This is a genomic window from Brevibacillus invocatus, from assembly GCF_003710915.1.
In the GTDB taxonomy this organism is placed as follows: Bacteria; Bacillota; Bacilli; order Brevibacillales; family Brevibacillaceae; genus Brevibacillus; species Brevibacillus invocatus.
This window is the reverse complement of record NZ_RHHR01000028.1, coordinates 111,309-124,266: the sequence shown is the minus strand read 5'-3', so window position 1 is coordinate 124,266 and position 12,958 is coordinate 111,309. Positions and strand designations below refer to the sequence as shown.

The window sequence follows — 12,958 nt, the reverse complement described above, 5'->3', positions numbered from 1 at the left end:
TCTATGCCTGCTCCTCAAATGTTTGTAGGTCTTTGTTATTGCCTATCACAACCAGGACGTCGCCCACTCGAATCAGGTCGTCAGGATTGGGAGTGATGTTGAATTTATCACCGCTCTTGATCGCGATGACGTTCACTTCATACAGTGCGCGTAAGTCCAGCTGGCGCAGGCTTTTCCCGACCATCCGTGTTGATACGATCACCTCAGCCACGCTGTAATCCTCCGCCAATTCGATAAAGTCCAGTACATTGGCAGAAATCAGGTTGTGTGCCACTCGTACACCCATATCCCGCTCTGGGAAGACGACACGGTCTGCTCCAACCTTGTACAGAACCTGGCCATGACGCTCATTTTGTGCTTTTGCCACAATTTTTTTGACGCCTAGCTCCTTCAAGGTCAGCACTGTCAGGATACTGGCTTGAATATCGACGCCAATAGCAACGACCACAACATCAAAATTGCGTATCCCCAGCTCCTTCAGCGCCCGTTCATCCGTCGTGTCAGCCACTACTGCATGAGTAACATACTGGATGTTTTCATTGATCCGTTCCTCGTTTTCATCGATGCCCATCACTTCAAAATCCATTTCGTACAAGGTACGCGCCACGCTGGATCCAAACCGCCCCATGCCGATAATGGCAAACTGCTTCGTCGACATTCCTGCTCACCTTCTCCTTTTCCTAACCAGTCAATCCGATTCCCCGAGGGCTCTTTTTGATACCAAGCATTATATCACACCGCCCTCACTCGCTACAAAAGAGTATGAGGGTACTCTGTCGGACAAATACTATGCTTGAAGCCAATTCCTGAAGAGAGGGGGTTAGACCTCGCATGAACATCGCCTCCTTGAATTTGCGCCAAGCCATCATGTATAAAATGCAGGGCTCAGACGCGAATGCTGTAGAAGAAACGATCAGTGATGCCATTTCAAGTGGCCAGGAAAAAACGCTGCCCGGATTAGGTGTCCTGTTCGAAGTATTGTGGCAGAACAGCAATGAATCTTCACGTCAAAACATGGTGCAAACCATTGCCCAGCACATTCCTGAACAAACGGAAAAGCCGATGTAACCCATTTTTTGCAGAGTAAAAGGGAGGACAAGCCGCTTGTCCCCCCTTTTTTCATTTATTGCATTTCCATACCCAGACGGCGCAATTTGATCGTGTATTCCACACGAATTGGGAAGTTCCTGAAATCCTGAATCCAGTCATGCTTGATCCAGTAATCGCGATAATGATGCCCTCGCAGTTTCAGTCCCAGCTTGAAAATGTCGCTGTTGTACTGTTTCTGTACTTTCACAATCATTTGTTCAGCTCTTTCCTCCATTTCCTTCTTGATCAATGCCTCCATTTCTTTGATAAACTTCTCCGGCGCCCCTTTTCTATATCCTTGTTTGGTAAGCTCCACGATATCCCCTTGAATCTCGCAGTGGTAAATCGCTTCAAGTCCTTCTTCACGCCTAAGCAGAGGCTTCAATTCCAGGTTAGAATCGACAAAACGAGGACGAAATGTTACATAATCATCTTCGGTTTCAGGAAGCTTAACGACGACATCTCCTCCCCTTTTTTTATCCCTGATTTGTAAGAGAGACCAGGTATGATTGGGGTTCAAGGAGCCCACCATACGATGATTGCGAAAGATCGCGATCCCCTTCCACTTTACTTCGTTTCTGCTCGCTTCCACGTAGTTCAGTAAAGGCTGCATGGCTTTGTTGGAGGTTGCGTTAAAGAAATCTCCCAATGTCTTGTTCGGAATGATCCCCATCTTTTGTCCGTTTTCGATGAGATCCATGATGAAGACGACAGGAATTTGAGCCAATTCCGGCTTGATTTCCAGCAAAGAGGCCGCTTTTCCTTTCACGATGATCGGCCAGAGGAGGCGTCGGATTTGCGGTTCTCTGCGAAATCCGTCCATGATGTGTTCGATTCCCTCGCGCGCGATCTCTTCGCTTACAGCCAAGACACGCGTATGCCCCAGGAATAGGCGCTGATTTAGACGCAGCTGCAAATTGCTCGTAGCATCGGAAATCGTCCTTCCAGTGACACTCATGATCTTGACTGCGTCAGTATTGCTTCCTCCCCCCTGACCGCTACTCCCCGCGATTTTGAGGGGAATGGGGATTTGCACAGTCATTCGATAATTTTTTTCGTTTTCTTCGTCCACATCGACCGCAATTGCCAGAACGGAAGCTCGCTCCTCCAATTCTCTACGATCCCAGCATCCTGTCAGCATGCAAGATACGATCAGCATCATGCAAACAAGTAACCACCTTTTAGCCATCTGCCTTCCTCTCCTTTGACTCATCCCACCCTTTACCTCTCAGAAAAAGGACAAGCCAGTAAATGAGCGGGATGCCGATATTGAGGCACAGGCCACCCAGACCAATCAACGAACTCACTTTAAAAATCTCGACGATATTTTGTGGCCATAACGCGATGAAGAACAAGGGAATGAGCAAGAACAAGGCAGCAATCCGTTGAAACACGATCCCTTTCCCAAAAAATTGGCGCAACCCGTATATAAAGGTGTAATAGCTATTTGCAATCGTCGTAAATACAGCTGCAACCCAAACAGCTAGAAAAGCTGATTCCAGCCTTTCCAAAATCAGACCTGGCACCTGGGTGGTTTTCACCAGCTCCAGTGTCGGCCAGGTAACCCGCTGCAGCTCTTCATAACCAAAAACCGTAATCCCCGCCACCACGATTAGCGTATATACGACCGTGGTAATCAAAATCCCGAAAAAGCCTGCTTTTTCCTTGTTACTTGTCCGTTGAGCAAAAGCAAAGTAGATCATCATAATCTCGTAGCCAGAAAAAGAATACGTAGCTTCAAGCGCCCCTTCCAGCATCGATTTTCCAGGCACGCGAACCAACGGAAATAGGTGGTTCCACTCAGCTTTTTGAAAAGAGGCGAAAGCGATGAATAATACAGGGAACAGGTTTAAAGGAAACAGAATTTCGTTCACACGTGCTACGACTTCCACCTCGTGCAGACACAAAAAATAGGCGAGTAAAAACATCGTAATGATAATGACTTCCAGCGGCGTATTGAGCAAAACCGAAGTGACAACCACTTCCCCAAAAATACGAGAGCTGATTGCCGAGATCACATATAAAAACATCAGATAAATGAAAATCCAAGGCAGGCTTAAAATTTTGCCAAGCCGAGGATTCTCAGGCGAAGCCCACACAAGCGGACTGTATTCAATGATGGTCATGCCTGGGAAGCGTCGACTCAGCTTGGTTATCATCCAGAGGGCAAAATAAGCTCCGATGGATCCAAGTATCGGTACGATCCATCCAGCCTCCAGCAATCGGGAAGTGGCAGTTCGTGGCAAAGTCAACACCCCAACACCAATCAGCGTACTGGTGATCAGGCAGGTTTGCTGCCAGGAGGTGAAGGAAAAATGAGCATTGCCGCCGTTCTGTTTCTTCACGACTGGTCATCCTCCTCTTTCAAACGAATTTTGTCATGCACCCGAAACATGGTTGGCCTTTTGGTCATCAAATGATATGGCACCCGCAGGAAAAGATCCTTCATTCCTTGCAGATTGAGCGGACTTAGTGGCGACATATACGGCACACCAAAAGATTTGAGTGAAGACAGGTGGACCAGAATAAGGATGATGAACAACATGATCCCGTACAGCCCGAACATTCCTGCCAACAGCATGACAGGAAATCGCAGCATCCGGATGGCAATCGCGGCACTATAGCTGGGGGATGCAAACGAGCCAATCGTCGTAACAGCGACAATGATGACCATGATCGGACTGACCAGTCCAGCGGAAACAGCCGCCTCCCCTACCACCAGCGCTCCCACGATTCCAATGGTTGGCCCGATTGGACCTGGCAAGCGAACGCTGGCTTCACGTAGGATTTCAATGGCCATTTCCATGATTAGCGCTTCCACTAAAGAAGGAAATGGCACGGTAGATCGACCAGCTGCCATTGCGATAACAAGCCTCGAGGGAATCATTTCCGGATGAAAGGAACTGAAGGCGATATAAAGGGATGGAAGCAATAGCGCGATCGAGATGCTGATGATCCGGATGAAGCGAATGAGAGAAGCAATATAAAAGCGCTCGTAATAATCCTCTGGACTTTGATAAAACTGTGAAAAGACGGATGGCGCGATCAGTGCGAACGGAGTGCCATCTACGAGTATGCCTACCTTTCCTTCCAACAGATTCGCGACTACCTTGTCAGGACGCTCGGTGTTTTGAATTTGTGGGAAGGGCGAGTAGCGGTTGTCCTGGATCATTTGTTCGATATAACCGCTCTCCAGCACAGCATCCAGATTCAACTTTTCCAGTCGGCTGATAATCTCTTCCACGATGGGAGGATGGGCCAAGCCCTCGATATAGAGCACAAAAATGTCTGTCTGTGTACGTTGGCCAACAATCATGTGACGGACGCGCAGATTGGGATCCTTCAGTCGAAACCGAACCAAGGAGGCATTCACCATCAACGTCTCACAAAAGCCGTCACGAGGTCCGCGTACGACTGATTCCGTCTGAGGTTCTTCCACACCTCTTCTGGCCCAGCCGCGAGTATTGTTCAGATATGCTTCCGTTTCTCCTTCGATCATCAGAACCGTGTTGCCAGACAAGATGTTTCGAATGATCTGCCTCAAACCTGTTGTCGTTTCCAATTCATTTGTAGCCGATTTATCGTAAGTGATGCTGGAGGACGTCAAGTTTTGTATGATGTATTGACTGATCACATCGCAGTCCACCATGCCATCCAGAAAAACAAGTGCTGCATCTTGACCGGTCTTGACCTGAAATCTTCGTACAACCAAATCATCGCTTTTCCCCAGCTGATGCTCAATCAAGGCAATATTTTCATCCAGGTCGGTCGTAATGGTCACGTCATCGACACTTTCCATACTTTTACTGGCATGCTGCTGAAGCGACTGATCCCGGAGGCTTTCCTTCCTTTTTTTCCACGCATTCCAAAACTGGCTCAAGTAACCTCCCCCTCTCAAGTACGCGAAGAGTTCATTGGGATGTACGTTAGTGTACCCAACAATGGAAAAGAAATCCCTTTTCCTGCACGAATAACCCATGACACGGAAGATTTGGCATTAGAAAAATTCCGTATCTATGCGATACGGAACCTTGCCAATCCTATGAATATCATTTAAGCCAGGAAACAAGTGCGAAAAGTTGGACTGCTAGAAAAAAAGGAATCAGAACGGTAAAGCGAAGATGCTTCGTCTTGTGGCGGTGAAGCAGCATGCCGAGAAGAGCTCCTGCTGCCCCGCCCAATGCGGCGACAAGCAGCAGACTGGCCTCTGGAATCCGAAAGCTGTTTGCTTTTGCTCGATCCTTGTCACTTGCCATGAGAAACCATGCATACGCGTTTACCAGCACCACCCCGACCACCAGCAGCCATGGCGTTGAAAAAGAGAATAGGCCTGCGAGGTTCAGGAGCCACGCCACGATGAGCAGCAAATTCCGATTTCTGCGATGAAGCTTCAGCTGCTGTTTCATTCCCTACTCCCCCCTTTTGGCCTGTGAAGTGCCCCCACGCATTTTCCGCACGAGCAGCACTACGCCAAGGACGACCAGGAGAGCCATCAGCGTGTAGGCTCCATACGACCGAATCATTCCGATAATCGTCTCCACGTTGCGCCCAAATACGTAGCCGATCAAATAAAAGGCAACGGTCCAGACCAAGCCGATCGGATAGGACAGTAAGGCATAACGCCGATACGTCATCCCGCCCATCGCCACCAGATAGGGCACCAGATGCCTTACAACCGGAAACAGATAGCTGATGCATAGCGCTGTGGTTCCGTATTTCTCCAGCAACGCGGTAGAACGCTCGACCTTTGCCCTCATCTTTTCCTTTTTGGACAACCAGCCTAATATCGGCTTTCCAAAATATTTACCTAGCAAAAACCCGATTGTCAATCCAGATGCCACTCCGAGATAAGCGGTCAATAAAGAGTAGAACGGGTCTAAAATCCCGATTGAGACCAAAAAACCCCCAGTAGCCACTACCAGCTCATCAGGAATGGGCAAACCTACGATACCTAGCCACAGCAGAAAAAAAATGGCTACATAACCGTATTGCTCTATGATCGACATCAGAAGGTTAACTTCCATCCGGCAAAATCCCCTATCTTCGCCGCTTGTCTGCATCGGAATTGAATGTTATCAGCGGCTTGTATACGCAGCACATGCTTATTTTGCCATGCTCAGATCCTGCTCTACCACGACAAACGCATTTGTCTGCTCATCCTTGTACGGATAGTACACTACGAGAATAAACGAACCACAGATCAGCTCACCCGTTTGAATCCAGGTCTCGATATCAAAAGAAATCTTCGCAGTCAACGTATGCTTGAAGTACTCTTTCTCGGAAGCAGCATGCTCGCCAAAATCAGCACGCAATCGATCGCGTTGCTCATAAACAGTCGCAAAGATCTGCTGCATCTCCAGTTTTTCTAGTACATCATCCCACCAGAGTCTGCGCGGGCGGTGCTTCTGATTGCGCATATAGTCAAACTTCATGAGGCTGACCACGTGATCCATCCTCTCGATCCCTTTATACGCCAGGAATTCTTGAAGTCGCGTAAACAAATCCTCCAGCTGGTGTCCGATACGGCTCCAGCCTTTATTTTCCCAATAGTCACCAAAGCTCTGAAAGAACTCGAATGGCGATTCGAACACATGGGCAAGCAGCCATTCCAGCGTATAATCCATTCGATGGTCATTCCAGTATTTTTCCAGCACATCCTCAACACGCTTGATCTTTTGCATATCCGCAAACGAAAGGACGTTGTTTCCAAGAATTTCGTAAGGCGCTTCGTCCATGAAAATATAGCCGTGATCGGTGGCACGTGCACGTACACCCGTTCCGCGCAGCATTTTCAGGAATCCAAGCTGCAGCTCTTCCGGTCGCAGGGCAAAGACGTCATTGAACGTTTTGCTGAAGGATTGATAATCCTCTTCCGGTAGACCCGCGATCAAATCGAGATGCTGATCGATTTTTCCGGATTCCTTAATCTGCGTGACAGTGCGCGACAGTCTATCAAAGCGCTGAATCCGTTGGACGAGGCGGTTGGTTTCATCGTTGGTGGACTGGACGCCGATCTCGAAGCGGAAAATGCCGGGAGGAGCATTCTCTGTCAAAAAGTCAAGAACGTCCGCTCTCAGGATGTCCGCAGTAATTTCGAATTGAAAAACCGTACCATTATGGTTATCGATCAAAAACTGAAAGATTTCCAGTGCGTATTTTTTATTGATGTTAAAGGTCCTGTCTACAAACTTGATCGTCTTGACACCGTGGTTGATCAGGCGAAGCAGGTCGGACTTCACCCGCTCCAGACTGAAATAACGCACGCCATCCTCGATCGAGGACAAGCAGTACTGGCATTTGAACGGACAACCGCGTGACGCTTCGAAATAGACGACACGGTTGTTCAGCTCGTCCAGATGGTCCTCAAACGGGGATGGAATCGTATCGAGATCCTCAATCTGCGCTCGCGGCATGGAAAAACGGACGATCCCCTCCTCATCACGATAGGCGATCCCGTTGACTTCACGCAGAAGCGCGGGCTGTTGGGTTTCTTTTGCTTTCTGGTAGGTTTGCAGCAGCTCCAGGATGGTCTGCTCTCCTTCACCGATCACAATCACGTCGATCTCCGGATGCTTCTTCAACCAGTGATCTGCGTCATAGGTCACTTCCGGCCCACCCAGGATGACAGGCAAATCGGGACGCACTTTTTTCAGATTGCGAACGACATCGAGCGTCTCCCTGATGTTCCAGATGTAGCAGGAAAAAGCGACGACGTCGGGCTCACGCTTGTAGAGGTCTGCCACGATATTCATGGTCACGTCGTTAATCGTATATTCAACCAGATCAATCTGTGGAAAGGTTGGCTTGGCGTAGCTGCGCAAATAGCGTAAAGCAAGTGATGAATGAATAAACTTCGCGTTTAAGGTTGTCAGTACAATCTTCATGTTTTCGGTCTTCTCTCCTTGCACCTTCCGGCATTTCAGGAAGAAAGGGCTGTGCCGGTCAATTCCCTGTCGTTACAGTACCACAACGGGCTAGCAGGAGCAATTCCAGCTTGCCAGCTGCCCTTCTCTATCGGTTCAGTTCGCGGACTACATGGCCCAATTCCGGCACGATCAGCTTGGTCATCGCCAATCGTACGGCACCTGTGGAGCCCGGTGTTGAAAAGATCATCTTTCCTTGTCGGGTGCCTGCCACAGCACGGCTCAGCATCGCTGCAGACCCGATATCCTCTGTATAGCTGAGCATTCGAAACAACTCGCCAAATCCAGGCACTTCCTTGTCCAGCATACCGGATACGGCTTCAAAGGTATTGTCGCGTGGGGATATTCCCGTCCCGCCATTCAACAGGATCACCTGCACCTGCGAATCGGCGATACCCGCTTCGATAGCAGCAATCACCTCTGACGGCTCATCCTTGACGATTTGATACAGTTGGGTCATATGACCCGCCTCATCCAGCAGCTGTTTCATCAATTGACCGCTCTTGTCCGTCTCTTCCGTCCTCGTATCGGACACGGTTATGACCATACAGGCGACCTGTTTGGGCGCTGCGGCTTTATGTTCTCGTGTACTCATCAGCTTCATCTCCTCATCCCATATCGACTTCAACTATCATACCATTTTCCACAAACCGGTGCTTCTGTCGGGCCGCTCGAAGAATTTCGCCTTCTCCCCTATCCCTTCCCTCTCGCTTTCCGCTATAATGCTGATGACTGCTATTTTTCGACAGCGAAGGAGGCGTAGCCCTATGGCAGACCGCCCTTTTTTCTCGTTTCATTTCCATAAACAATCTCATACGCCTATATACGTACAACTCGCCGAACAGTTACAGACCGCAATCTTGCGAGGAGCCTTTCTGGTAGACGGGCAGCAGCTGATTTCCTTGCGAGAGATGAAGACGGCTAGCGGATGCTCCCTGGAGACCGTCAAAAAAGCATACGATTACCTGGCAGCAGAAGGCTGGTTGGAAGCCGTACACGGAAAAGGATACTATCTCACCGTGCATGCAAAGGAAGCACGCATGGATAATCGCCTGCCATTGACAGATATCCCGATCGCCTCCTTGTCAGACTCCTCCCCGCGTCCTGGCGAGGAGCTGGTCAAGCGCCTGCGCAGCGCATTTTACGAAAGCCTGACCGTGCTGGATGAACCTTCTGCGCAGAAGAAAATTCGCCGTGCAAAAGCAGACAAGGTATTTGCCGATCATTTGACCAGGCGGGGTCTTCCACACGCCCCTGAACGCGTCATGCTGTTCAATCGCAGCACGAGTGGATTTGCTTTTCTGGCCCAGAGGGTAATGACCCCTCGTGATGTGGTCTATGTAGAAGAATATTCTTATCCGGTGTTCCTGCGGCTGCTCAGTCAATGCGGTGTGACCGTGCGCCCGATCCGAGTGGATGAGGAAGGCATCTCGATAGAAGCCTTGGAGGCAGAGCAGGAGAACTATCCTGCGAACTGGATTTTGGCTAATCCGCACTACCACTTTCCAACAGGGATCAGCTACTCACGCAAACGAAAAGAAGAGCTGCTCGACTGGGCAGTTCGTCACAACGTACGGATTGTAGAAAATGATCATTACGGCGATCTGTGGTTCCAGCGTCCAAGCCTCACCCTCTATCAATTGGCCTTGCAGGAAAACCGCCCCGTGCAAATCTACTACCTGCATTCCTTGTCCAAAACGCTTGCCCGCGACCTGCAGCTCGGCGTGTTGATGCTTCCATCCGATCTGGGTGCGGATGAGCTGGAGCGCAATCGTCAGCTTGTTGCCATGACTGGGGCTGAACCCTCGCTTTTGGTCGTCGATGCAGCCGTCCGGCTATTGGACGATTCCTGGTTCTCCGATGTCTACCTGGCAGACAGACGAACCTTGTTCCAGTCCCGCTTCCAGCTTCTCTGGAATGAAAAGCATCACGCCTTGCCCGCTCATGCTCGGATGTATCCGATCATCGGGGGATTGAATACGTGGATCGAATGGGGAAATCCTACCGCCAATGCGAATGCACAGGAAGACCGCATCCTAGCCATCCTGCGCGAAGAAGGTCTGGAGCTGACACCGGGCCAAGCCTTCCGTGTTCCTGACGAACCAGCCCATACGGAACGCCGCCCTGCTGTCCGCTTCCCTTTGGCACCGATGGACGAGCGCGAGCTGAAGCACTGGCTGTATCGCCTTGGAGCCGCCTTGATCAGATAGATTCCACCTCCCTACATGGACAAAACTCGGCAGATCGCCTGTCAACCTGATTTCGAGGCTGGCAGGCTCTCGCCGAGTTTTTTGATGGAATTCGTAATCTTGATTGTACGATCCCATTAATCCGATGCGTGGGGCTGTTCCACGTAGATTCTGAATAAGTACACATATAGCGCAATACTAATGAAGGCAAACACCAGGATGATACTGAAAATTCCCATCGGCATTACCCAGCTGGACAAGAAAACCGTCACAGGCGCCAGAAATTTTCCAATCGTGGGCTGCAAGCTGTCGGCACCCAAATACTGTCCTCTCGCATGTTCAGGCGCATAACGGCTGATAAAGCTCTGGGTCACCGGAGAACGTACTATCTCGCCAAAAGTGAAGATGATCGTAATAAAAAACAAATACCAGATGTTGCTGTTCAGTCCAAGCGCGAACGTACCTACCCCAGCCAAGAGCGAAGACAGAATGAAGACATCGCGCTCCTTCCAGCTGTTGAACCATTTCGTAACAGGGAGGATAAACAAGACAAACAGCAATCCGTTAAAGCCTAGCAGCCATCCATAAATCTCCGTACTGGACAGCATCAGAGAGTCTCCATTCCAGGTGAAAAGCGCTTGGGCAGGGACATGATTGATCACGTATACCGGTAGATAGAGATCCAACTGCATAATTGGAACCAGAGCAAAGATGCCAGCAAGTGTGTAAATGAGAAATACTTTATCTCGAAAAATGATGCCATATCCTTTGCACTGCTCTTTGAATACACGGGTAAGGGAAGTCGTACCCCCCTGACTTTTCACCGTAGTCGGCAATGTTTCATGGACCACGTAATAGATGGCGATCAAATACAACAGTGTGACCAGTGCACAGGTCCACAACAGCTCTTCCCGATAGTGGAAAAAGAAGATGGCACCAAGTGCAGGACCCAGCACTGCACCAAGGTTGTTCGCCGTTGTGAAGGTAGCAAATATTTGTCTACGATTCTCTGGGGGAACCAGATCCGCAACCATCGCTGTACTTGCCGGCCGATAAATGGCTCCTCCCAACCCGATGCCAATAAATGCGATGTAATCTACCCAATGGGATGATGACATGGCGAATAGGGCAAACATAGCCATTTGAAGTGATGCACCTAAGAGCATCACCGGCCGCCTTCCTATTCGGTCTGCCAAAGCTCCTCCAAGCAGGCTCCCTACAAGGCCGAAGATCGGCGGGACGGTCATCAAAATTCCCGCGATATGATTGCCCAATGCTGCACCAAAATAAACGGTTATGAATGGAAAATACATCCAAAACAGCATGTTAAATAGTGCTTCTCCGACTAATCGGACTTTCAAGTTGTTATCCCATAACCGTATCTGCATTCCTATCCTCCTCACAAGCTTTGCAAAACATGATTTTTTCCGGCCGGTATACAAACTTTAGAGCATCTTTGATCAAAAATATAGACTTAACATTGCGAATGATTTATACTCATAATATGAAGGTCGAAAATACACTCATTTTATTGAAATGTTTCAAAAAACGAACATATGTTCCGGAAATGTAAAGACGCTCCCATGGGAAGCGTCTTTTTTGGTGCAAGATTATGTGTCACCAGTCGGTCGAGCACTCTTTACCTGGATTCTTCATGCTGATTCTGTGAGCTTTTTTTCATGACCCACCAGCCCAGCACTAGAGCAAGCAAGCTCCATGCGCTGCTCACTACCAACGGGTCGATACCCGTCAGTGGCAGAAGCACCCAAGTCCAGACCAGCGCGAAAAGTGGCGCACCCCACACGGCAAGAATAGACCACCTCTCGCTAATTGGTTTTACATGGAAGAGATAGAACAGGATTGGGAAAAAGATCGTGACACCCCGCAGCGTCATCGCCAGAAATGCCCAATGCAAAATGAGTGCCTGATCGTCCCAGCAGACCATCACGTAAGCAATTCCAATCACGACAAGAATCAAGGCACGTGAAACCAGCAGGCTTTGTTGTTCACCGCGAAAACGCTGCGTATATCGTTGGATCACATCCCGATTCAAGATCGTCGAAATACTCAAGGTGAGAGCAGCTCCGGTCATCACAATCGACAACAGAATTACAGCACAGGCAGCACCCGCAACCCAGCCAGGCGCTTCCATCAAAAAGAACTGCGGTATGGCTTCTCGCGGAGATGACAGATTTGGATACGCATCACTCATGTACATGCCGATCCATGCGCTCACCAAACCGATCAGAATAATCAATACTCCGGCCGTTATCGCTCCCGTACGCGCATCGCGAACGCTCCTGCTGGCAAAGATCGGCTGAAGATAAGCCTGTGTAGAGACAATTCCGACCAGCATCGCAATCCCCTGCGTCCAGCCAAGGCCTGCCTCATGATTGACGAGCGTGATCTTTCCTGCTTGCCACCAGTGTACATACGTACCCCAATCACTCCCCCACCACAGCCATGCCCCTGTCCCAAACAAGAGTACAGTCAGCATCATCGTCTTCATCGTCCCGACCACACTGGCCCCCATGAATCCTCCTGCCCATACATAAGCGATGATCAAGAAAGCCGGAACGAGTGCCAGCGACGAAAGCTGACCCTGCCAAAAAACAGAGACAAATGGCAGCGCTGCAAGGATTTGAGCAGCAAGACCCCCAAACACAGTTATGATTAGAATAGATGCAAAACTCAGCATAAATGGGAATGCGTGCACTTGTCTTCTCCCTCCACGTGATGACAGAAAAGAGTTAAACC

Annotated in this window: 12 protein-coding genes; 2 read left to right on the top strand and 10 right to left on the bottom strand. The window is 49.5% G+C overall.

Features of this window, described 5'->3' with window-relative positions:
• Window position 1 precedes the first annotated feature (1 nt).
• Window positions 2-658 (bottom strand): potassium channel family protein, encoded by a 657-nt coding sequence (locus EDM52_RS15290; RefSeq protein ID WP_122909842.1) that lies wholly within the window; start codon window positions 656-658, stop codon window positions 2-4.
• A gap of 173 nt (window positions 659-831) precedes the next feature.
• Here EDM52_RS15290 and sspI point away from each other — a divergent pair, with 173 nt between their 5' ends.
• The gene (sspI, locus tag EDM52_RS15285; protein ID WP_122909841.1) at window positions 832-1,068 is read left to right on the top strand and encodes a small acid-soluble spore protein SspI; all 237 of its coding nucleotides are present in this window, start codon (window positions 832-834) and stop codon (window positions 1,066-1,068) included.
• A 55-nt stretch (window positions 1,069-1,123) separates the two neighbouring features.
• On the opposite strand, the gene EDM52_RS15280 is transcribed toward sspI, so the two are convergent.
• The 7 genes from EDM52_RS15280 to EDM52_RS15250 form a co-directional block, all read right to left on the bottom strand.
• Window positions 1,124-2,278 (bottom strand): Ger(x)C family spore germination protein, encoded by a 1,155-nt coding sequence (locus tag EDM52_RS15280; protein ID WP_122909840.1) that lies wholly within the window; start codon window positions 2,276-2,278, stop codon window positions 1,124-1,126.
• Complete coding sequence (locus EDM52_RS15275) at window positions 2,271-3,434, bottom strand: GerAB/ArcD/ProY family transporter (RefSeq protein ID WP_122909839.1); 1,164 nt, start codon at window positions 3,432-3,434, stop codon at window positions 2,271-2,273. Before EDM52_RS15275 ends, EDM52_RS15280 begins: the two co-directional genes overlap by 8 nt.
• On the bottom strand, window positions 3,431-4,969 hold the full coding sequence (locus EDM52_RS15270; RefSeq protein WP_122909838.1) for a spore germination protein: 1,539 nt from the start codon (window positions 4,967-4,969) through the stop codon (window positions 3,431-3,433). Before EDM52_RS15270 ends, EDM52_RS15275 begins: the two co-directional genes overlap by 4 nt.
• Before the next feature lie 169 nt (window positions 4,970-5,138).
• Window positions 5,139-5,495 carry a DUF1294 domain-containing protein gene (locus EDM52_RS15265; RefSeq protein ID WP_122909837.1) on the bottom strand — a complete coding sequence of 119 codons (357 nt, stop codon included), beginning with the start codon at window positions 5,493-5,495 and terminating at the stop codon, window positions 5,139-5,141.
• Between the two features lie 3 nt (window positions 5,496-5,498).
• Window positions 5,499-6,113: a DedA family protein gene (locus EDM52_RS15260; RefSeq protein WP_122909836.1), complete on the bottom strand. Its 615-nt coding sequence runs from the start codon at window positions 6,111-6,113 to the stop codon at window positions 5,499-5,501.
• A gap of 78 nt (window positions 6,114-6,191) precedes the next feature.
• Window positions 6,192-7,973 (bottom strand): B12-binding domain-containing radical SAM protein, encoded by a 1,782-nt coding sequence (locus EDM52_RS15255; RefSeq protein WP_122909835.1) that lies wholly within the window; start codon window positions 7,971-7,973, stop codon window positions 6,192-6,194.
• A gap of 127 nt (window positions 7,974-8,100) precedes the next feature.
• A complete protein-coding gene (locus tag EDM52_RS15250; RefSeq protein WP_122909834.1) occupies window positions 8,101-8,607 on the bottom strand; it encodes a MogA/MoaB family molybdenum cofactor biosynthesis protein in 507 nt (168 codons plus the stop codon).
• A 172-nt stretch (window positions 8,608-8,779) separates the two neighbouring features.
• Here EDM52_RS15250 and EDM52_RS15245 point away from each other — a divergent pair, with 172 nt between their 5' ends.
• Complete coding sequence (locus EDM52_RS15245; RefSeq protein ID WP_122909833.1) at window positions 8,780-10,222, top strand: aminotransferase-like domain-containing protein; 1,443 nt, start codon at window positions 8,780-8,782, stop codon at window positions 10,220-10,222.
• A 116-nt stretch (window positions 10,223-10,338) separates the two neighbouring features.
• Here EDM52_RS15245 and EDM52_RS15240 read toward each other — a convergent pair whose 3' ends face one another.
• Together EDM52_RS15240 and EDM52_RS15235 are read right to left on the bottom strand one after the other, a co-directional pair.
• On the bottom strand, window positions 10,339-11,589 hold the full coding sequence (locus tag EDM52_RS15240) for an MDR family MFS transporter (protein ID WP_122909832.1): 1,251 nt from the start codon (window positions 11,587-11,589) through the stop codon (window positions 10,339-10,341).
• 251 nt (window positions 11,590-11,840) lie between these two features.
• Complete coding sequence (locus tag EDM52_RS15235; RefSeq protein WP_183185126.1) at window positions 11,841-12,899, bottom strand: sodium:solute symporter family transporter; 1,059 nt, start codon at window positions 12,897-12,899, stop codon at window positions 11,841-11,843.
• Between the last annotated feature and the right edge of the window lie 59 nt (window positions 12,900-12,958).

Excerpts from the sequence above, each read along its gene's own strand:
- EDM52_RS15290 (WP_122909842.1), bottom strand. The coding sequence starts at position 658 with ATGTCGACGAAGCAGTTTGCCATTATCGGCATGGGGCGGTTTGGATCC.
- EDM52_RS15240 (WP_122909832.1), bottom strand. The coding sequence starts at position 11,589 with ATGCAGATACGGTTATGGGATAACAACTTGAAAGTCCGATTAGTCGGA.
- EDM52_RS15235 (WP_183185126.1), bottom strand. The coding sequence starts at position 12,899 with ATGCTGAGTTTTGCATCTATTCTAATCATAACTGTGTTTGGGGGTCTT.
- EDM52_RS15265 (WP_122909837.1), bottom strand. The coding sequence starts at position 5,495 with ATGAAACAGCAGCTGAAGCTTCATCGCAGAAATCGGAATTTGCTGCTC.
- EDM52_RS15245 (WP_122909833.1), top strand. The coding sequence starts at position 8,780 with ATGGCAGACCGCCCTTTTTTCTCGTTTCATTTCCATAAACAATCTCAT.
- EDM52_RS15250 (WP_122909834.1), bottom strand. The coding sequence starts at position 8,607 with ATGAGTACACGAGAACATAAAGCCGCAGCGCCCAAACAGGTCGCCTGT.
- sspI (WP_122909841.1), top strand. The coding sequence starts at position 832 with ATGAACATCGCCTCCTTGAATTTGCGCCAAGCCATCATGTATAAAATG.
- EDM52_RS15280 (WP_122909840.1), bottom strand. The coding sequence starts at position 2,278 with ATGGCTAAAAGGTGGTTACTTGTTTGCATGATGCTGATCGTATCTTGC.
- EDM52_RS15260 (WP_122909836.1), bottom strand. The coding sequence starts at position 6,113 with ATGGAAGTTAACCTTCTGATGTCGATCATAGAGCAATACGGTTATGTA.
- EDM52_RS15255 (WP_122909835.1), bottom strand. The coding sequence starts at position 7,973 with ATGAAGATTGTACTGACAACCTTAAACGCGAAGTTTATTCATTCATCA.